Raw genomic sequence first — 18,805 nt, 5'->3', positions numbered from 1 at the left:
GGGTGAACCCTTCGCGTCTCCGCGGAAACCGGCGCGTTACTTTCGATCTGCTGGCGGACGGGTGGTTAAGGCCGCATGACGCGCAGGCGTACCTCCCCAGAAGCCTTCGATCTGGGTATGTTCCTCGCCGTCAGGGCAGCCACGTCGTCCTCGAGGAGTCGAGACCCGTGTCGGAAAACAAAGATCAGAAGTTCGTGTACGACTTCACCGAGGGCAACAGGGACCTCAAGGACCTTCTCGGCGGCAAGGGTGCCAACCTCGCCGAGATGACCAACCTGGGTCTCCCGGTGCCTCCGGGCTTCACGATCACCACCGAAGCGTGCAAGGTCTACCTCGAGAGCGGCGCCGAGCCGGCCGCCCTCCGCGACGAGGTCAGCTCCCACCTCGACGCCCTCGAGCGGAAGATGGGCAAGAAGCTCGGCCAGGCCGACGACCCGCTGCTCGTCTCCGTCCGCTCCGGTGCGAAGTTCTCCATGCCCGGCATGATGGACACGGTCCTCAACATCGGCCTCTCCGACTCGTCGGTCGAGGGCCTCTCCCGGCAGTCCGGCGACGAGCGGTTCGCCTGGGACTCCTACCGGCGCCTCATCCAGATGTTCGGCAAGACCGTCCTCGGCGTCGACGGCGAACTCTTCGAGGAGGCCCTGGAGGAGGCGAAGGACGCCAAGGGGGTCACGATCGACACCGACCTGGAGGCCGCCGACCTCAAGGAGCTCGTGGAGCGGTTCAAGGGGATCGTCGCGTCCGAGGCCGGCCGCGCCTTCCCGCAGGACCCCCGCGAGCAGATGGACCTCGCGATCAAGGCCGTCTTCGACTCCTGGAACGGCGACCGCGCCAAGCTGTACCGCCGCCAGGAGCGCATTCCGCACGACCTCGGCACCGCCGTCAACGTCTGCTCGATGGTCTTCGGCAACCTCGGCCCCGACTCCGGCACCGGCGTCGCCTTCACCCGCGACCCCGCCACCGGCCACCAGGGCGTCTACGGCGACTACCTGCAGAACGCGCAGGGCGAGGACGTCGTCGCCGGTATCCGCAACACCGTGCCGCTCGCCGACCTGGAGTCGATCGACAAGGCGTCGTACGACCAGCTCATGGGCATCATGGAGACGCTGGAGAACCACTACAAGGACCTCTGCGACATCGAGTTCACCATCGAGCGCGGCCAGCTGTGGATGCTCCAGACCCGGGTCGGCAAGCGCACCGCCGCCGCGGCCTTCCGGATCGCCACCCAGCTCGTCGACCAGGGGCTCATCGACGAGGCCGAGGCGCTCCAGCGCGTCAACGGCGCCCAGCTGGCGCAGCTGATGTTCCCGCGCTTCACCGAGGCCGCGCAGGTGGAGAAGGTCGCCCGTGGCATCGCCGCCTCGCCCGGCGCCGCCGTCGGCAAGGCCGTCTTCGACTCGTACACCGCCGTCAAGTGGTCCCGGTCCGGCGAGAAGGTCATCCTCATCCGCCGTGAGACCAACCCCGACGACCTGGACGGCATGATCGCCGCCGAGGGCATCCTCACCTCGCGCGGCGGCAAGACCTCGCACGCCGCCGTGGTCGCCCGCGGCATGGGCAAGACCTGTGTCTGCGGCGCGGAGGAGCTGGAGGTCGACACCAAGCGCCGCCGGATGACCGTGCCCGGCGGGCACGTCGTCGAGGAGGGCGACGTGGTCTCCATCGACGGCTCCACCGGCAAGGTGTACCTGGGCGAGGTACCCGTCGTACCGTCGCCGGTCGTCGAGTACTTCGAGGGCCGCATGCACGCCGGCGCCGACGACGCCGACGAGCTCGTCCAGGCGGTCCACCGGATCATGGCGTACGCGGACCGCGTCCGCCGGCTGCGCGTGCGGGCCAACGCCGACAACGCCGAGGACGCCTCGCGCGCCCGGCGGTTCGGCGCCCAGGGCATCGGCCTGTGCCGCACGGAGCACATGTTCCTCGGCGACCGCCGCCAGTACGTCGAGCGGCTCATCCTCGCCGACACGGACGCGGAGCGCGACGAGGCCCTCAAGGCCCTGCTGCCGCTGCAGAAGCAGGACTTCGTCGAGCTGTTCGAGTCGATGGACGGGCTGCCGGTCACCGTCCGCCTCCTCGACCCGCCGCTGCACGAGTTCCTCCCGGACATCACCGAGCTGTCGGTGCGCGTCGCCCTCGCCGAGGCGCGCAAGGAGCCGCACGAGAACGAGCTGCGCCTGCTGCAGGCCGTGCACCGGCTGCACGAGCAGAACCCGATGCTGGGCCTGCGCGGCGTCCGCCTCGGCCTGGTCATCCCCGGCCTGTTCACCATGCAGGTGCGGGCCATCGCCGAGGCCGCGGCCCAGCGCGTCGAGGCCAAGGGCGACCCGCGCGCCGAGATCATGATCCCGCTCGTCGGCACCGTCCAGGAGCTGGAGCTCGTCCGCGACGAGGCCGAGCAGGTCATCGCCGAGGTCCAGGCGGAGACCGGCGTCGAGCTGAAGCTCGCGCTCGGCACGATGATCGAGCTGCCGCGCGCCGCGGTCACCGCCGGCCAGATCGCCGAGTGCGCCGAGTTCTTCTCCTTCGGCACCAACGACCTCACCCAGACCGTCTGGGGCTTCTCCCGGGACGACGTGGAGGCCAGCTTCTTCACCGCCTACCTGGAGAAGGGCATCTTCGGGGTGTCGCCGTTCGAGACGATCGACAAGGACGGCGTCGGCGCCCTGGTGCGCAGCGCGGTGGAGGCGGGCCGGGCCACCCGCCCCGACATCAAGCTCGGCGTCTGCGGCGAGCACGGCGGCGACCCGGAGTCGGTGCACTTCTTCCACGAGGTGGGCCTGGACTACGTCTCCTGCTCGCCCTTCCGCATCCCGGTGGCACGGCTGGAGGCCGGTCGCGCCGCCGCCCGGTCCAGCGACAGCGACAGCCGCTGACCCACCCGGTCCCGCCGCGGCGCCCCCGCGGCGGGACCCCCACGGCCCCGGAGCCGCCGTCTGTCACCCGACCCTCACCGATCGGCGGCGGCTCCGGACTGCAAGGAACGGGGCGGACACCTTGTGCGGAGGTGTCCGCCCCGTACTGTTTCGTCCCGTGGGGAATTACCGGTTCCCCGGGAAAGCGGTCTGTTGAATTCCGTGCCAGTTGAAGGCCGGACTATTTACGGCGGATTGACATCGCGTCAATTTCCGGGCTCCGCCCGGGAAAGGAACGGGCGGAGCGCGGCCACCGGATCCCCACCCGCCGACCGCGCCCCATTACCCCTGCCAGACAGGAGAGCCGCAACCTTTCAGGCCCGCCGCCGGGCGTGAGAAGCCCCCCACGGTCTTCCGACACGCCACCTCGGGTCCTGAAGGTTTCCCGTCCGACGGCGTACAGCTTTTCGGTTCGGGGCCACCGGCCGCGATGCGTTTCAACTGTGGCTGAAATGCCGTGGTAACAACCTGTGATGGCATGCATACTCATCGGTGGGGGGTGATTGCGGATGCAACAGGTGGGGGTTCAGTGCTTCGTATACATTTCACCGGTGCGGATCTCGCCGGGGTCCGGATGGCGGCCCGGCCGGACGCGCTGTGGGAAACGATTCTCAGCTTTCACCGTTTGCGCGACCGGCGCGGCGCCCTGGTCTACGGGGAATGGCGCTCCGAAACCCGGACGCGGTTGAACGGTGAAACGCGGCTCCTCGGGGCGCTCGTCCCGGCGCGCGGCTATTTCCCGGACTTCCTGACCCCGCCCGAGGGGCTGGACGGCCTCGACACGGCCCTGGAGGCCCTGCGCGCCACCCCGCCGGCGCGGCTCCACGCGGAGCTCGGCCTCCTCGCCGGGGAGCGCCCCGCGGCGGCTCCCCTGCCCTCCTGGGCGGCCTCGCTCGCCGAGGGCCGTCCGGAGCCCTTCAGCCGCCTCCTGGGGGCGCTGCGCGGCTATCACCGGGCCGCCGTCGAGCCGTACTGGACCTACATACAGGCGCGGGTCGAGGCGGACCGCGCCGTCCGGGGGCGGGCGCTCCTCGACGGCGGCTCCGAGGAACTGCTCGCCTCGCTCCCGCCGATGCTCCGCTGGCGCGCCCCGGTCCTGGAGGCGGACTACCCGGTCGACCGGGACGTCCGGCTCGACGGACGCGGGCTGCTGCTCCAGCCGTCGTACTTCTGCCGCGGGACCGCCGTCACCTACCGCGACCCGCGGCTGCCGCCGGTCCTCGTCTACCCCGTGACGCACACCGAGGCCCCGGCGACCGGCTGCGAGCCCGGTGACGCCCCGCTCGGGCGGCTCGTGGGCCACACCCGGTCCGCCGTCCTCAAGGCCATCGGGCACGGCGGCACGACCAGCGAGCTGGCCCGCAGGGCCGGCGTGTCCCTCGCCTCCGCGAGCCAGCACGCCGGCGTCCTGCGCGACGCCGGGCTGGTCGTCACCCTGCGCCAGGGCAGCTCCGTACTGCACACCCTGACGCCACTGGGCGCCGCCCTGCTGCACGGCGGCGCCCGGCCGGTCCGGGAGCGGCGCCGCCGCTACGCCCGGAAGGGCCCCGTCACCTCGTAGGTGATGCCGCCCGACGAACTGCCCGTCGTGCCGCGCTGGCTGGAGAAGTACAGCCGCCTTCCGTCGGGGGAGAAGGCCGGGCCGCAGATCTCGGAGCCGGACTGGCCGTTGATCCGCAGGAACGGCGCGACCACGTCGTCCGGCGTGATGACGCAGATCTCCATGTTGCCGCCGTCCTCGGCGACGTACAGGTCGCCGGAGGACGTGCCGGTGACGTTGTCGACGCCGGTCAGCGGGGCGCCGCCGCTCACCAGGGAGTCGTCGTAGGCGAGCTCGTAGGTGTTGTTCGCGAGGTTGAGCTGCCACAGGCGGTTGTCGCCCTTGGTGGTGAACCAGAGGGTGTCGTTGGCGTAGTGGCAGCCCTCGCCGCCGCTGAACCGCTTGGCGCCCGAGACCTGGTCGCGGGTGTACGTGGGGGAGCCGTCCGGGTCCGGCACGGTCACCCAGGTGAAGCTGCCGGAGGTGGCGGTGCCGGCCTTCAGCACCTGGAGGGTGCCGGAGGACAGGTCGCCCCAGGTGGTGGGGACGAAGCGGTACAGGCAGCCGTTGGACTCGTCCTCGGTCAGGTAGATCACCTTGCGCACGGGGTCGGCGGCCGCCGCCTCGTGCTTGAAGCGGCCCATCGCGTCCCGGCGTACGGCGGCGTTCACGCCGTACGGGTCGGTCTCGTAGACGTACCCGAGGCTGACCTCCTCGCAGGACAGCCAGGTGTTCCACGGGGTCCTGCCACCCGCGCAGTTGGTGCGGGTGCCGGACAGGATGCGGTACGCGCCGGTGATCTGGCCCGTGGAGGAGAACCGGACCGCGCTCGCGCCGCCGCCCGGGTTGATCTCCGAGTTGGAGACGTAGATCCAGCCGGACCCGTCCGCGAAGCAGGCGCCGCCGTCGGGGGCGTTGTGCCAGGTGTACGAGGTGGCGCCGACCTTCTGGCCGGACCGGGCGATCACCCGGCTGGTGAAGCCGGCCGGGAGCTGTATGCCGTTGGCGTCGGCGGCGCCGAGCGCTCCGTACGGCCCGGGGCCGGGCTGGGCGGGCGCCGCGTAGGCCGCGCCGCGCATCAGCGTGTAGCCGAAGGCCGCGGCCGCGCCGCCCGCGACCGCTCCGCGCAGGAAACCACGTCGTTCCACTTCATCACTCCAGGGGCTTGTGACCGCCCCGCCGCACCGGTCGGCGGCGGAGTCGCGCGCTGCCGGAACCTAGGAGTCCCAGATTGACGGTGCAGCAACAAGCGGTGAAGGGGAAGAAGAGTCGCGCGGTCGTCTCCGCGGAGCCCTTCCCGAACGGGTCCCTCCGGGGTGGGCCCGGCCGGCGGCGGGCCGGGTGCGGGGCGGGGCCTCGCGGGGCCCGGGTGCGCCGCCCGGGGCCCGGGGCGGGGGTGCGGCAGGGGTGCGGAAAGAATTTTCGGCGGTCGGCGATGAGTTCCACGCGGCGGCCCGGTCTACCCCTCCGTAAGCAGCACGCGACACACGACAGCACGCCGGCCACACCGGCCGCAGCAGAGGGAGAGCCCGCCATGGCACAGATGATCTTCGTGAACCTGCCGGTCAAGGACCTGGAGACGGCCAAGGCGTTCTGGACGGAGCTCGGCTTCTCCTTCAACCCGGAGTTCACCGACGAGAACGCCGCCTGCCTGGTCATCAGCGACACGATCTTCGCGATGCTGCTGACCGAGCCCTTCTTCAAGAACTTCACGAAGAAGGAGGTCGCCGACGCCTCCACCACGACGGAGACCATCATCGCGCTCAGCGCCGACAGCCGGGCCCGGGTCGACGAGCTCGTCGACAAGGCCCTGGCGGCCGGCGGGTCCCCCGCCAACGACCCGCAGGAGATGGGCGACGCGATGTACAGCCGTTCCTTCCAGGACCCCGACCACCACATCTGGGAGGTCGTGTGGATGGACCTCGAGGCGATGCGGGCCGCCCAGGGCTGACCCGCCCGCGCCCGGCGGCGCCGGGACCGCGACCACCGCGGTCCCGGCGCCGCCGGGGTGGTACGTGCGACCGGCCGGCCGCGCGGGCCGGTCTCAGGCCGCCCGGACCGGGTACACCGCCACCGACACCTCGTCGTCGTCCAGGCAGCGGCCCGTCTCCAGGTCGAAGCGCTGCTTGAGCAGCGGCGACGCCACGAACGTCCGGCCCTCCGCCGAGCCGACCAGGCCCCGCGAGAGCACCTGGGCGCCCGTGAACGGGTCCCGGTTGTCGATCGCGTACAGCCGGCCGGAGCGGTCCCGGAAGAGCGCCGCCTGCCGGCCGTCCGGCAGCAGGGCCGCCATGCCGCGCCCCGGCGTCAGCGCGGCGGTGTCGCAGATCGGCAGCCAGTCGTCGGCGTGCGAGAGTTCCAGCCTCATCGGGCGGACACCCCTTCCAGGGTCAGGACGGTCAGGTCGGGCTTGATCTGGCCGCGCTCCGGCACGAACCGCACCGACGGGTCCGGGGCCTCGGGCGCGTTGACGAAGGAGACGAACCGGGCCAGCCGCTCCGGGTCGTGCAGCGTCTCGGACCACTCGTCGCGGTAGGCGTCCACGTGCCGCGCCATCAGCGCGTCCAGCTCCTCCCCGATGCCGAGCGAGTCCTCGACCACGACCTCCCGCACGTGGTCCAGGCCCACCCGCTCCACCCACGGCGCGGTGCGCTCCAGCCGCTCGGCGGTGCGGACGTAGTACATGAGGAACCGGTCGATCAGCCGGATCAGCTCAGCGTCCGACAGGTCCTTGGCCAGCAGGTCCGCGTGGCGCGGGGACGCGCCGCCGTTGCCGCCGACGTAGAGGTTCCAGCCGTTCGCCGTGGCGATCACGCCGAAGTCCTTCGACTGCGCCTCCGCGCACTCGCGCTGGCAGCCGGAGACCGCCGACTTCAGCTTGTGCGGCGCCCGCAGGCCCCGGTAGCGCAGCTCCAGGTCGATCGCCATCCGCACCGAGTCCTGCACGCCGTACCGGCACCAGGTCTGCCCCACGCAGGACTTCACCGTCCGCAGGGCCTTGCCGTACGCGTGCCCCGACTCGAAGCCCGCGTCCACCAGGCGCGCCCAGATCGCCGGCAGCTGCTCGACGCGCGCCCCGAACAGGTCGATGCGCTGCCCGCCGGTGATCTTCGTGTAGAGCCCGAAGTCACGCGCCACCTCGCCGATGACGATCAGCTTCTCCGGGGTGATCTCGCCGCCCGGGATGCGCGGCACGATCGAGTACGAGCCGTTGCGCTGCATGTTGGCGAGGAAGTGGTCGTTGGTGTCCTGGAGCGCCGCCTGCTCGCCGTCGAGGACGTACCCGTGCGACAGCGACGCCAGGATCGAGGCGACGGTCGGCTTGCACACCTCGCACCCCTCGCCGCCGCGGGCCCCCTCGCGTCCGTAGCGGTCGAGGAGTTCGGCGTACGAGGTGATCCGCAGGACCTGCACGATCTCGTACAGCTCCTGGCGCGTCTTGGCGAAGCAACCGCACAGGCCGCCGTCGCCGGTCTTCGGCAGGAGCTGCTGGAGCACCTTCACGCAGCTGCCGCAGCCGGTGCCGGCCTTGGTGCACTTCTTCACCTCGGGCAGCGTGGTGTGTTCGCAGATCGCGCCCTTGGTGACGTTGTGGCAGGAGCAGATCACCGCGTCGTCCGGCAGCGACTCCGGGCCCAGGGCGACGGGCGCGCAGGCGCCGGCCGGCAGGACCAGCTGCTCGGGGGAGACCGGCGGTACCGACCCGGTCAGCGGGCGGAGCATGCCGTACGAGTCGGCGTCGCCGACGAGGACGCCGCCCAGCAGCACGCCGTCGGGCGAGACCACCAGCTTCTTGTAGACCCCGGACCGCGAGTCGGAGTAGACGACGTCCAGGCAGCCGTCGGCCGTGCCGTGCGCGTCACCGAACGACGCCACGTCCACGCCCAGCAGCTTCAGCTTCGTCGACAGGTCCGCGCCGGTGAACGCCGACTCCCGCTCGACGATCGCGTCGGCGGCCGTCAGCGCCATCTCGTAGCCCGGCGCGACCAGTCCGTACACCCGGCCGTCCGCCGCGAGCGCGCACTCGCCGATGGCGTACACCGCCGGGTCGGAGGTTCGGCACCGCTCGTCGACGGCGATGCCGCCGCGCTCGCCGACCGCCAGTCCGCAGTCCCGGGCCAGCTGGTCACGGGGGCGGACGCCCGCCGAGAACACCACCAGGTCGGTGGCGAGCTCGGAGCCGTCCGACAGCCTCATCCCGGTGACCGCGCCGTCGTCGCCGACGACGACCTCCTGCGTGCCCACACCGGTGTGGACGGCCAGGCCCATGCCCTCGATGGTGCGCAGCAGCGCCGCGCCGCCGCCCTCGTCCACCTGCACCGGCATCAGCCGGGGCGCGAACTCCACGACGTGGGTGTCCAGGCCGAGCCCCTTGAGCGCGCCGGCCGCCTCCAGCCCGAGCAGACCGCCGCCGACGACCGCGCCGGAGCGGGCCGTCTTCGCGTACTCCTCGATCGCGAGCAGGTCCTCGATCGTGCGGTAGACGAAGCAGCCGGTGGCGTCCTTGTTCGGGACCGGCGGCACGAACGGGTAGGAGCCGGTGGCCAGCACCAGCGTGTCGTACGTGACGGTCATCCCGGACCGGGCGGTGACCGTGCGGGCCGCCCGGTCGACGGAGACCGCCGGGTCGTCGGTGTGCAGCTCGATGCCGTGCTCCGCCATGAACCCCTCGGGCACCATCGACAGGTCGTCGGGGGTGCGGCCCGAGAAGTACGAGGTCAGCTGGACCCGGTCGTACGCGGGGCGCGGCTCCTCGCAGAGCACGACCACGCGCGCCCGCTCGGTCGCACCGCGCTCGGCGAGCGCCTCCAGGAAGCGCTGGCCGACCATGCCGTGGCCGACGAGGACGATGGTGTGCGGGTGCGCGGGCGGGATCGCAGCCCCGGGCGTGTTCGGCATGTCAGGAGCCTCCGTCATGGGTGAGCAGGTGGAGCAGGGGCGCGTCCGGGAGGGCTTCGTCGCCCTCCCACGCCCGGGCGAGCGTGCCGACCGGGCCGAGGTCGCCGACGAGCACGCCGCCCACCAGCCGGTCACCGCGGACGACGACCTTCCGGTAGGCGCTGCGGGTGGCGTCGGTCAGCCGCACGGTGTCGTCGCCGGGCCGCGGGACCGCCTCGCCGAACGCCGCCAGTTCGAGCGCGTCCATGCTGAGCCGGGTCAGCGCGCGGGTGCCGCGGTACGCGGCGGTGCCGCCGGTGAGGACGTCCGCGAGGACGTCGGCCTGTTCCAGGGCGGCGCCGGCCAGGCCGTAGAGCCGGCCGTCGTGCTCGGCGCAGTCGCCGACGGCGTGGACGTACGGGTCGGAGGTGCGCAGCCGGTCGTCCACGACGATCCCGCGCCGCACGTCCAGGCCCGCCTCCACGGCGAGGCCGGTGCGGGGCCGGACCCCGCAGGCCAGCACCACGACGTCCGCGTCCAGCACGAACCCGTCGGCGAGTTCGACGGCCGCCACCGCCCCGGACGCGACCTTCAGTCCGCGCACGCGGCACTCGGTGTGGACCTCCACCCCCAGCGACACCAGGTGGCGGCGCAGCAGTTCCGCGGCCTCCGGGTCGAGCTGGCGCTCCATGAGGTGCTCGCCCTGCTGGGCCAGCACCACCTCGGCGCCCCTGGTGGCCAGCGCGCGGGCCGCCGAGACGCCCAGCAGGCCGCCGCCGATCACCACCGCGCGGACCCCCGGGCGCACCAGCCCGTCCAGCGCCAGACAGTCGTCGAGCGTCCGGAAGGCGTGGACACCGGCCGGCAGTCGGCCGTGGCCCAGACCGCGCAGCGGTGGCAGCACCGGGTTGGAGCCGGTCGCCAGGACCAGCCGGTCGTACGCGACCGTGCTGCCGTCCCCGCAGTGCACGACGCGGGCGGCCCGGTCGATGCCGGTCACCCGCACCCCACGCCGCGCCGGCTCGCCCGCCGGCCGCGGCAGGGCGATCACCTCGGGCCCGTACCGGCCGGCCAGGACGTCCGCGAGCAGCACCCGGTTGTACGGGGCGTGCGGCTCCTCGCCGAGCAGGGTGACGGGCAGCCGTTCGGCGAGGCGGGCCCCCGCCGTACCGCCGCCGACCACCACGATCCGTGAACTCATGTCCGCCAGCGTGCGTCGGCGGTGTTACCCGGCGGGACCCCGTGTGTTTCGCGCGGGGAAAGCCGCCCTCAGCGGCGCGGGTGGCCGCCGGTGAGGGACGGCGGCACGGGCCGTGACCGGGGCGGTGGGTTGGGGTGTGGTGTGCAGGTGCTCGGCCGGGTCGGTGGGCCCGGGGCCGGGACGGCGGCGCTCGCCGGGCGGGGCGGTGGGCCGGGGCGGTGCTCGGCCGGGGCGGTGGGCCCGGGCGCGGTGCGGCGGCGACCGGTGCGGCCACGGTGGCGGGGTGGCGGGGTGGCGGGGTGGCGGGGTGGCCGGGTGGCCGGGGGCGCGGGGCGTGGGGCCGCGGGGCCGCGCATAGGGTCATGCTCATGCCTGACCTCTCCCTGACCGTCCTCGCCCTCCTCTGCCTGGCCGCGCTGCTGGCGGGCTGGATCGACGCCGTGGTCGGCGGCGGCGGGCTGCTGCTCCTGCCCGCGCTGCTGCTGGGCGCGCCGCACGTGCCCGCCGCCCAGTGCCTGGGGACCAACAAGGCGGTGGCCATCGTCGGTACGACCGGCGCCGCGGTGACCTACGTCCGGCGCGCCCCGGTACGGGTCGGGCTCGCCGTGCGGATCGGGCTCGCCGCGCTCGCCGGGTCGATGGGCGGGGCGTTCTTCGCGGCGGGCCTCAGCAGCGAGGTACTGCGTCCGGTGATCCTCGTGGTGTTGCTGGGCGTCGCGGCGTTCGTGCTGCTGCGGCCGTCCTTCGGCACGGGCCCCGCGCCCGAGGGGCCGGTGCGGCGGGCCCGGATCGTCGCCGCGGTCGTCCTCGTGGGCGGCGGAATCGGCTTCTACGACGGGCTGTTCGGGCCCGGCACCGGCACGTTCCTGGTGCTGGCCCTCACGGCGGTGCTCCACCTCGACCTCGTCACGGCGTCGGCCACGGCGAAGGTCGTCAACGTCTGCACCAACGCCGGCGCGCTGGCGATGTTCGCCCACCAGGGCAACGTGCTGTGGCGGCTGGCGGCGCTGATGGCGGTCTTCAACCTCGTGGGCGGCATGCTCGGCGCGCGGATGGCGCTGCGCAAGGGCGCCGGGTTCGTCCGCGGGGTGCTGCTGGTGGTGGTGTTCTCCCTGGTCGCCAAGTTGGCGTTCGACCAGTGGGCGTGACGATCGGCCGGGCGGCGGCGGGGGGGGGCGATGGCCGGCGTGGGCGGCGGCCGGCGGGGACGGCCGCCGCCCCGGTGGGCCGGTGGGCGTGACGACCGGGTGGCGGGCCGCGCGGCCGGTCAGCGGGCGCCGATGAGGTGGGCGTACGCGACGACGTTGCCCTGGTAGCCGGTCTTCGGCGAGAAGCCGCCGCCGCAGGTGATGAGGCGCAGCTCGGCGCGGTCGGAGGGGCCGTAGACCTTGTCGTCGGGGAAGGCGTCGTTGTCGTACACCTCGACCGCGTCGACGGTGAACACCGCCGTGCGCCCGTCGGCGCGGGCCACCTCCACCCGGTCGCCCTTGCGCAGCGCGCCCAGCGCGTAGAAGACGGCGGGGCCCTCGGCGTTGTCGACGTGCCCGGCCATGATGGCCGTGCCCCGGGCGCCGGGCCGGGTGCCGTCCCGGTACCAGCCCGCGAGGTTGCGGTCGCCGGGGGGCGGCACGTCGAGGCTGCCGTCGCGGGTCAGGCCCAGACCCATGACGGGGGCGTCGACGCGCATGCGGGGGATGCGGACGCGGACGGGGGCCGCGGGCGGCAGCGGGTCGGCCGCGGCGGGCGTGTGCCAGCCGGGTCCGGCGGCGAACGCCTCGGCGGCCGACGGGACCGGGGGGCGGACGTCCCCCGAGCCGCTCTGCACCAGCCACAGTCCGACGCACGCCGCGACGGCTATGCCCCAGCCCCTGGCGCGGGCCGGGGTCTCGGTGGGGCTGCTCATGGGTCCTCCGCTGGGGGTGCCTCCAGGGGCCGGACGCCTCCGCGGGGGCGGGACCGCCCGCCCGGCCCGGGAGGGTCCCCCCGCCCCCGCCGCGGTCTCGGGGGCCGCGCGGCGGGGGCGGGGAGTTCGGGGGGTGCCCGCCGGTCGGCAGGACGCCCCGAGGGGCGGGCGGCCGCCGGGTGGGGGACCGGCGGCCGCCCGCGGGGAGGGGGTCTCGGTCGGTCAGCCGCCGTGGCCACCGCTCGCCCGGCGGCGCAGCAGCCACACGCCGGCCACGGCCGTGCCGGCCAGGACGGCGACGCCCGTCGCGATGCGGGCGGCGTCGGGGCCGACGCTGCCGCCGACACCGGTCTTCACGTGGCCGTGCGGGCCCTGGTGGGTGGGGTGGTGCGTCGGGTGGTGCGTGGGGTGGTGCGTGGGGTGGTGGGTCGGGTGGTGGGTCGGGTGGTGGGTCGCTCCGCCGCCCTGCTTGACGACCAGGTCACCCGTGGCCGTCCTGCCGTTGTCGCAGGCCACGCCGATGCCGTAGGTGCCCGGCTTGGTGTGCTCGGGGACGCGGAAGCGGCCCGTGGCCACCCCCTTGGGGCCCTCGGGCCGCAGCTTGAACTCGGCCGCGCCGAGCGCCTGCGCGTCCCCGATGCCGTGGCCGTCCCCGCATGCCCGGGTGCTCACGGTGACGGTCGTGCCGGGGTTCGCCACGGCCGGGGACACGTCCAGCCTCTCGAAGTCGCCGGCGTACGCCGCCGGGGCGGCCAGGGCGCCGAGGCAGACGGCCGCCAACGCGGTACCGGTCAACGAGCGGGCAGTGGTGCGCATGGCGGGCCTCCGGGCAGCGCTTCGGTCGGGCGTCCTGTCTCCGAGGTAAGGCCGCGGTGACCGTCCCCGCCTGCTGATGCGCCGTCAGGCAGTGCGCCGCACGGGCGGCCGGGTCGGACGTCGGCGCAGGTCACGGCGGGTGCGCGGGGACGGTGGGGACGGTGTTCCGAACGGGTGACGCCGACGGCGCTTGACCTGAAGTTTGGTTGAGGTGTGAGGCTCGTCCGCATGCAGACCACCACGCCTGACACGCCCCTGAACCTGGCCGTCCTCCTCGGCAGCAACCGCGAGGGCCGCTTCGCCCCCGTCGTCGCCGACTGGTTCCTCGCCCGCGCCCGCGAGCACGCCGACTTCACCGTCGACCTCGTCGACGTCGCCGACGCGGACCTGCCGACCGCCCTCTCCCACGCCCCCGGCCCCGCCGTGCGCGCCGCGCTCGCCGAGGTCGGTCCCCGGCTCGCCGCCGCCGACGCCTTCGTCGTCGTCACCCCCGAGTACAACCACTCCTACCCGGCGTCCCTCAAGGCCCTGGTCGACTGGCACTTCGCCGAGTGGCAGGCCAAGCCCGTCGGCTTCGTCTCGTACGGCGGCGTCTCCGGCGGCCTGCGCGCCGTCGAGCACCTGCGCCAGGTCTTCGCCGAACTGCACGCGGTCACCGTCCGCGACACGGTCTCCCTCCACAACGCGGGCGCCCTGTTCGACGCGGACGGCACACTGCGGGACCCCTCCGGCCCCGACGCCGCCGCGAAGAAGCTGCTCGACCAGCTCGCCTGGTGGGCCGGCACCCTGCGCACCGCCCGCACCACCCGTCCGTACGCGGCCTGAGGGACGACGGCCGTGCTGCTGCCCCTGCTCCGCACCCGCATCCGCCCCTACCGGCGGTTACTCGCCCTCGTCGTCGTCCTCCAACTCGTCCAGTCCCTCGCCGGCCTCCTGCTGCCCACCCTCAACGCCGACCTCGTCAACGGCGGCGTCCTGCGCGGCGACACCGGGCACGTCCTCGGCACCGGCGGCGCCATGCTCGCCGTGACCCTGCTCCAGGTCACCGCGGCCGGCGCCGCCGTGTTCGCCGCGGCCCGCGTCGCCATGGGCGTCGGCCGCGACCTGCGGTCCGAGGTCTTCCGCCGCGTCCAGGGGTTCTCCGTACGGGAGGTGGGCCGCTTCGGCCCCGCCTCCCTCATCACCCGCACCACCAACGACGTCCAGCAGGTCCAGACCCTGACGGTGCTCGCCCTGACCACCCTGGTCGCGGCGCCGCTGATGTGCTTCGGCGGCACCGCCCTGGCCCTCGCCCAGGACGTGCCCCTCGCCCTGCTCCTGCTGCTGTTCGTGCCCGTGCTGGCCGGTACCGTCCTGCTCGTCGTCCGCCGCATGCCGCCGCTCTTCCGCACCACCCAGGAGCGCGTCGACCGGGTCAACCAGGTCCTGCGCGAGCAGATCGGCGGCGCCCGGGTCGTCCGCGCCTTCGTCCGGGACCACCACGAGCAGCGCCGGTTCGGCGCCGCCAACGACGCGCTGACGGCCGTGTCCTTGCGGGTGGGCCGGCTGACGGCGCTCATGTACCCGCTCGTCATCGTCGTGTGGGAGCTCGCCACGGTGGCCGTCCTGTGGGCCGGCGGCCACCGGCTGGAGGACGGCACCCTGCAGGCCGGCGCCCTCATCGCCTTCCTGGGCTACCTGCTGCAGATCTTCATGGCCGTGATGATGACGATGTTCCTGCTGATGCAGCTGCCGCGGGCCGAGGTCAGCGCCGGGCGCATCCGCGAGGTCCTCGACACCGAACCGTCCGTCGCGCCGCCCGCCGCCCCGGTGCGCCGCCTGCGCGACCCGGGCCACCTGGAGGTCCGCGACGTCCACTTCAGCTACCCGGGCGCGCAGGAGCCCGTCCTGCGCGGTGTCTCGCTCACCGCCCGCCCCGGCCGCACCACCGCCGTCATCGGCTCCACCGGCAGCGGCAAGAGCACCCTGCTCAGCCTGGTGCCGCGGCTGTTCGACCCGACCGCGGGCGAGGTCCTGATCGGTGGCGTCGACGTCCGGGCACTCGACCCGGACCTGCGCGCCCGCACCGTCGGCCTCGTCCCGCAGAAGCCCTACCTGTTCTCCGGCACCGTCGCCTCCAACCTCCGCTACGGCCGGCCGGACGCCACCGACGAGGAGCTGTGGCACGCCCTCGCAGTCGCCCAGGCACGGGAGTTCGTCGAGGCGCTCCCCGACGGCCTCGACGCCCCCGTCGACCAGGGCGGCACCAACCTGTCCGGTGGCCAGCGCCAGCGCCTCGCCATCGCCCGCACCCTGGTCGCCCGGCCCGCGGTCTACCTCTTCGACGACTCCTTCTCGGCGCTCGACAACCGCACCGACGCCCTCCTGCGCGCCGCGCTGGCAAAGGAGACCGCCGACGCCACCGTCGTCATCGTCGCCCAGCGCGTCGCCACCGTCCGCGGCGCCGACCGGATCGTCGTCCTCGACGAGGGCCGCGTCGTCGGCACCGGCACCCACGAGGAGCTGCTGCGGGACGACCCCACCTACCGGGAGATCGTCCTCTCCCAGCTCACCGAGGAGGACGCCGCATGAGCCGCCCCGCACCCCGCGCCACACCCGAGCGGCGCGCCGTCCCCGAGCAGCGCGCCACGTCCGGGCGGCCCACCGCCCCCGCGCCGCCGCGCACGTCCCCCGAGCGACGCGGCCCGGCGGGCGTGGCGCAGCAGCGGGGCCCCGGCTCGCCCGCCGCCCCCGCCCTGGAGCGGTCGCTCGACTTCCGCCGCTCCGGGCTGCGCCTGCTGCGCACCTTCGCGCCGGAACGCGCCCTGCTGCTCGGCTCGCTCGCCGCCGCCACCGTGTACGTCGCCCTGGCCGTCCTGATCCCGAAGCTCCTCGGCGACGCCACCGACCTCGTCGTCTCGGGGGCCGGCACGCCCGGCGGGGTCGACTTCCAAGCCGTCGCCCGGCTCCTCGGCACCGTCCTGGCCGTGGCCGCCGCCTCCGCCGGGTTCGCCTGGGTACAGGCCAGGCTCGTCATGGCCGCCGTCCACCGGGCCGGGCACCGGCTGCGGGCGCGGGCGCAGGCCAAGCTGTCCCGGCTGCCCCTCGCGCACCTGGACCGCCAGCCCCGGGGGGAGGTGCTCAGCCGGACCACCAACGACATCGACAACGTCGTCCAGACCATGCAGCAGGCGTTCATCCCGATGACCCGCGCCCTGCTCACCGTCGTCGGCGTCCTGGTGATGATGGTGTGGATCTCCCCGCTCCTCGCCCTGGTCGCCCTCGGCACGGTGCCCGTGTCCGTCCTCGTCGCCGCGCGGATCGGCCGCCGCGCCCAGCCGCAGTTCGTCCGCCAGTGGGCCGTCACCGGCCGGCTCAACGGCCACATCGAGGAGATGTACTCCGGCCACGCCGAGGTGCGGGTCTTCGGCCGCGGCCGGGAGGCGGTGGAGACGTTCGACGCCCTCGGCGAGGAGCTGTACCGGGCGGGCTTCCGCGCCCAGTTCGTCTCCGGCCTGATCCAGCCCGCGATGACCTTCGTCGGCAACCTCAACTACGTCCTGATCGCCGTCGTCGGCGGGCTGCGCGTGGCGTCCGGGACGCTCTCCATCGGCGACGTGCAGGCGTTCGTCCAGTACTCCTACGAGTTCAACGGCCCGGTCAACCAGATCGCCGCCATGGCGAACCTCCTCCAGTCCGCCGTCGCCTCCGCCGAGCGCGTCTTCGAGCATCTCGACGCCGAGGAGGAGACCCCCGACCCCGCCCCGACCGCGCGGCCCGGCGAATCCCGGGCGCCCCGGGGGAAGGGCCACGTCGTCTTCGACCGGGTCTCCTTCCGCTACGACCCCGCCCGGCCCCTCATAGAGGACCTCTCCCTCACCGTGGAACCCGGCCGCACCGTCGCCATCGTCGGCCCCACCGGCGCGGGCAAGACGACCCTGGTCAACCTGCTCATGCGCTTCTACGAGACGACCGGCGGCCGCATCCTCCTCGACGGCACGGACATCACCGCCGTACCGCGCGGGGAGCTGCGCGCCGGCATGGGCATGGTCCTCCAGGACACCTGGCTGTTCGGTGGCACGATCGCCGAGAACATCGCCTACGGCGTCCCCGGTGACGTCCCGCGCGAGCGGATCGTCGCGGCCGCCGCGGCCGCCCACGCCGACCGCTTCGTGCGCACCCTGCCCGACGGCTACGACACGGTCCTCGACGAGGACGGCGTCGGGCTCAGCGCGGGCGAGCGGCAACTCCTCACCCTCGCCCGGGCCTTCCTCACCGAGCCGTCCGTCCTCATCCTGGACGAGGCGACCAGCGCCGTCGACACCCGCACCGAGGTGCTGATCCAGCGCGCCATGGCCGCGCTGCGCGAGGGCCGCACCTCCTTCGTCATCGCCCACCGCCTCTCCACCGTCCGGGACGCGGACGTGATCCTCGTGATGGAGGCGGGCCGCATCGTGGAGCACGGCGGCCACGACGAGCTGCTGGCGGCCGACGGCGCGTACGCCCGGCTCCACGCCGCGCAGTTCGCGGCGGCGACCACGTGATCCGGGGCGCCCCGCGGACCGGAGCGACACAGGTCACACCCGCCGCCCGCCTCTTCGGTGAACCGGGGAGGCGGGCGGCGCGTCGGACAGGGCGGGCGCGGTGCGCGCACCGCCGACGACGGGAGGGGTCCAGATGCGGCGCACGACACGGAGGACGCCGGACGGCACCCGCCGCGGCCGGCGGCGGCTGGTGCGGGGCGCGGTACTGGCCTGCGTCCTGGCGCTCGCACCGGCGACCTGGCTGCACACCAGCACCGCCGGCAGCCTCCGCACCACCGCCGACGTACCCGCCCGCGACGTCGCCGTGGTCTTCGGCGCCGGACTGTGGAAGGGTCGCCCCACCCCCTACCTCGCCCACCGCCTGGACGCCGCCGCCGAGCTGTACCGCACCGGCAAGGTGAAGGTCGTCCTCGTCACCGGCGACAACGGCCGCGTCGAGTACGACGAGCCCGACGCCATGCGCGCCTACCTCGTCGAGCAGGGGGTGCCGACGACCCGTGTCGTCAGCGACCACGCGGGCTTCGACACCTGGGACTCGTGCGTCCGCGCGAAGCGGATCTTCGGCGTCGACCGGGCGGTCCTCGTCACCCAGGACTTCCACATCCGCCGCGCCGTCGCCCTGTGCCGGGCGGCGGGCGTCGACTCGTACGGCGTCGGCGTCGGCGAACCGCGCGACGCCGTCTGGTACCAGGGCCAGGTCCGCGAGCTGGCCGCCGCGGGGAAGGCCGCCGCGGACGTGGTGCTGCGGCCCGACCCGACGTTCCTCGGCCACCGGGAGCCGGGCGTGGCGCAGGCGCTCGCCGCGGCCGACCGACCAGCGGCCGACTGACCCGCCACCCATCGCCGTCTCCCGTCACCGCGCCGCCCCCGCGGACTCCCGCCGTCGGGCCCCGCCCCGTGCCACCGGGCCCCGGGCCCCGGGCCCGTGCCACCGGGCCCCGCCCCGTGCCCCCGCCCCGTGCCCGTGCCGGGCGAGGGGCGCTCACCGCCCGCGCGCCCGCCGCCGGAGCGCGACGTACCGCCTGC

The 18,805-nt window shown here is 74.2% G+C and carries 14 protein-coding genes; 8 read left to right on the top strand and 6 right to left on the bottom strand.

What is annotated here, in order from left to right; genetic code table 11:
• Nucleotides 1-167 precede the first annotated feature (167 nt).
• Together ppdK and NRO40_RS09005 are read left to right on the top strand one after the other, a co-directional pair.
• Nucleotides 168-2,879, top strand: coding sequence for a pyruvate, phosphate dikinase (gene ppdK, locus NRO40_RS09010; protein WP_058944714.1), 2,712 nt, complete (start codon nt 168-170; stop codon nt 2,877-2,879).
• Nucleotides 2,880-3,447: 568 nt separating this feature from the next.
• Nucleotides 3,448-4,479, top strand: coding sequence for an ArsR/SmtB family transcription factor (locus NRO40_RS09005; RefSeq protein WP_079047440.1), 1,032 nt, complete (start codon nt 3,448-3,450; stop codon nt 4,477-4,479).
• Here NRO40_RS09005 and NRO40_RS09000 read toward each other — a convergent pair.
• Nucleotides 4,449-5,606 (bottom strand): PhoX family protein, encoded by a 1,158-nt coding sequence (locus NRO40_RS09000; RefSeq protein ID WP_257375368.1) that lies wholly within the window; start codon nt 5,604-5,606, stop codon nt 4,449-4,451. The genes NRO40_RS09005 and NRO40_RS09000 overlap by 31 nt on opposite strands.
• Before the next feature lie 386 nt (nt 5,607-5,992).
• Here NRO40_RS09000 and NRO40_RS08995 point away from each other — a divergent pair, with 386 nt between their 5' ends.
• Complete coding sequence (locus NRO40_RS08995; protein ID WP_058945532.1) at nt 5,993-6,409, top strand: VOC family protein; 417 nt, start codon at nt 5,993-5,995, stop codon at nt 6,407-6,409.
• Nucleotides 6,410-6,502: 93 nt separating this feature from the next.
• On the opposite strand, the gene nirD is transcribed toward NRO40_RS08995, so the two are convergent.
• From nirD to NRO40_RS08980, 3 genes are read right to left on the bottom strand one after another with little or no spacing between them, the layout of a single operon-like run.
• A complete protein-coding gene (gene nirD, locus NRO40_RS08990) occupies nt 6,503-6,826 on the bottom strand; it encodes a nitrite reductase small subunit NirD (RefSeq protein WP_058944987.1) in 324 nt (107 codons plus the stop codon).
• A complete protein-coding gene (nirB, locus tag NRO40_RS08985) occupies nt 6,823-9,357 on the bottom strand; it encodes a nitrite reductase large subunit NirB (RefSeq protein ID WP_058944986.1) in 2,535 nt (844 codons plus the stop codon). The genes nirD and nirB overlap by 4 nt, the downstream gene beginning before the upstream one ends.
• A gap of 1 nt (nt 9,358) precedes the next feature.
• The gene (locus NRO40_RS08980; RefSeq protein ID WP_079047490.1) at nt 9,359-10,537 is read right to left on the bottom strand and encodes an NAD(P)/FAD-dependent oxidoreductase; all 1,179 of its coding nucleotides are present in this window, start codon (nt 10,535-10,537) and stop codon (nt 9,359-9,361) included.
• 368 nt (nt 10,538-10,905) lie between these two features.
• Between NRO40_RS08980 and NRO40_RS08975 the strand changes: the two genes are divergently transcribed.
• A complete protein-coding gene (locus tag NRO40_RS08975) occupies nt 10,906-11,685 on the top strand; it encodes a sulfite exporter TauE/SafE family protein (protein ID WP_058944990.1) in 780 nt (259 codons plus the stop codon).
• Between the two features lie 119 nt (nt 11,686-11,804).
• Here NRO40_RS08975 and NRO40_RS08970 read toward each other — a convergent pair whose 3' ends face one another.
• Nucleotides 11,805-12,440: a class F sortase gene (locus NRO40_RS08970; RefSeq protein ID WP_257375367.1), complete on the bottom strand. Its 636-nt coding sequence runs from the start codon at nt 12,438-12,440 to the stop codon at nt 11,805-11,807.
• A gap of 222 nt (nt 12,441-12,662) precedes the next feature.
• On the bottom strand, nt 12,663-13,256 hold the full coding sequence (locus NRO40_RS08965; protein ID WP_058944985.1) for a hypothetical protein: 594 nt from the start codon (nt 13,254-13,256) through the stop codon (nt 12,663-12,665).
• Nucleotides 13,257-13,484: 228 nt separating this feature from the next.
• Between NRO40_RS08965 and NRO40_RS08960 the strand changes: the two genes are divergently transcribed.
• From NRO40_RS08960 to NRO40_RS08945, 4 genes are all read left to right on the top strand, one after another.
• A complete protein-coding gene (locus tag NRO40_RS08960) occupies nt 13,485-14,081 on the top strand; it encodes an NADPH-dependent FMN reductase (protein ID WP_058944984.1) in 597 nt (198 codons plus the stop codon).
• Between the two features lie 12 nt (nt 14,082-14,093).
• Nucleotides 14,094-15,827 carry an ABC transporter ATP-binding protein gene (locus NRO40_RS08955; protein ID WP_058944983.1) on the top strand — a complete coding sequence of 578 codons (1,734 nt, stop codon included), beginning with the start codon at nt 14,094-14,096 and terminating at the stop codon, nt 15,825-15,827.
• Entirely contained in the window at nt 15,824-17,779 is a 1,956-nt protein-coding gene (locus tag NRO40_RS08950) for an ABC transporter ATP-binding protein (RefSeq protein WP_079047489.1), read from the top strand. The genes NRO40_RS08955 and NRO40_RS08950 overlap by 4 nt, the downstream gene beginning before the upstream one ends.
• Before the next feature lie 133 nt (nt 17,780-17,912).
• The gene (locus tag NRO40_RS08945; protein WP_079047488.1) at nt 17,913-18,608 is read left to right on the top strand and encodes a SanA/YdcF family protein; all 696 of its coding nucleotides are present in this window, start codon (nt 17,913-17,915) and stop codon (nt 18,606-18,608) included.
• The last annotated feature ends 197 nt before the right edge of the window (nt 18,609-18,805 follow it).

The organism is Streptomyces changanensis (genome assembly GCF_024600715.1).
GTDB lineage: Bacteria > Actinomycetota > Actinomycetes > Streptomycetales > Streptomycetaceae > Streptomyces > Streptomyces changanensis.
Note: the sequence above shows the minus strand (reverse complement) of the source record. Positions and strands in the feature narration are given on the sequence as shown.

Bases quoted from the DNA above. Each gene is read 5' to 3' on its own strand.
- NRO40_RS08995 (WP_058945532.1), top strand. From the start codon at position 5,993: ATGGCACAGATGATCTTCGTGAACCTGCCGGTCAAGGACCTGGAGACG.
- nirD (WP_058944987.1), bottom strand. From the start codon at position 6,826: ATGAGGCTGGAACTCTCGCACGCCGACGACTGGCTGCCGATCTGCGAC.
- nirB (WP_058944986.1), bottom strand. From the start codon at position 9,357: ATGCCGAACACGCCCGGGGCTGCGATCCCGCCCGCGCACCCGCACACC.
- NRO40_RS08980 (WP_079047490.1), bottom strand. From the start codon at position 10,537: ATGAGTTCACGGATCGTGGTGGTCGGCGGCGGTACGGCGGGGGCCCGC.
- NRO40_RS08975 (WP_058944990.1), top strand. From the start codon at position 10,906: ATGCCTGACCTCTCCCTGACCGTCCTCGCCCTCCTCTGCCTGGCCGCG.
- NRO40_RS08970 (WP_257375367.1), bottom strand. From the start codon at position 12,440: ATGAGCAGCCCCACCGAGACCCCGGCCCGCGCCAGGGGCTGGGGCATA.
- NRO40_RS08965 (WP_058944985.1), bottom strand. From the start codon at position 13,256: ATGCGCACCACTGCCCGCTCGTTGACCGGTACCGCGTTGGCGGCCGTC.
- NRO40_RS08960 (WP_058944984.1), top strand. From the start codon at position 13,485: ATGCAGACCACCACGCCTGACACGCCCCTGAACCTGGCCGTCCTCCTC.
- NRO40_RS08950 (WP_079047489.1), top strand. From the start codon at position 15,824: ATGAGCCGCCCCGCACCCCGCGCCACACCCGAGCGGCGCGCCGTCCCC.
- NRO40_RS08945 (WP_079047488.1), top strand. From the start codon at position 17,913: ATGCGGCGCACGACACGGAGGACGCCGGACGGCACCCGCCGCGGCCGG.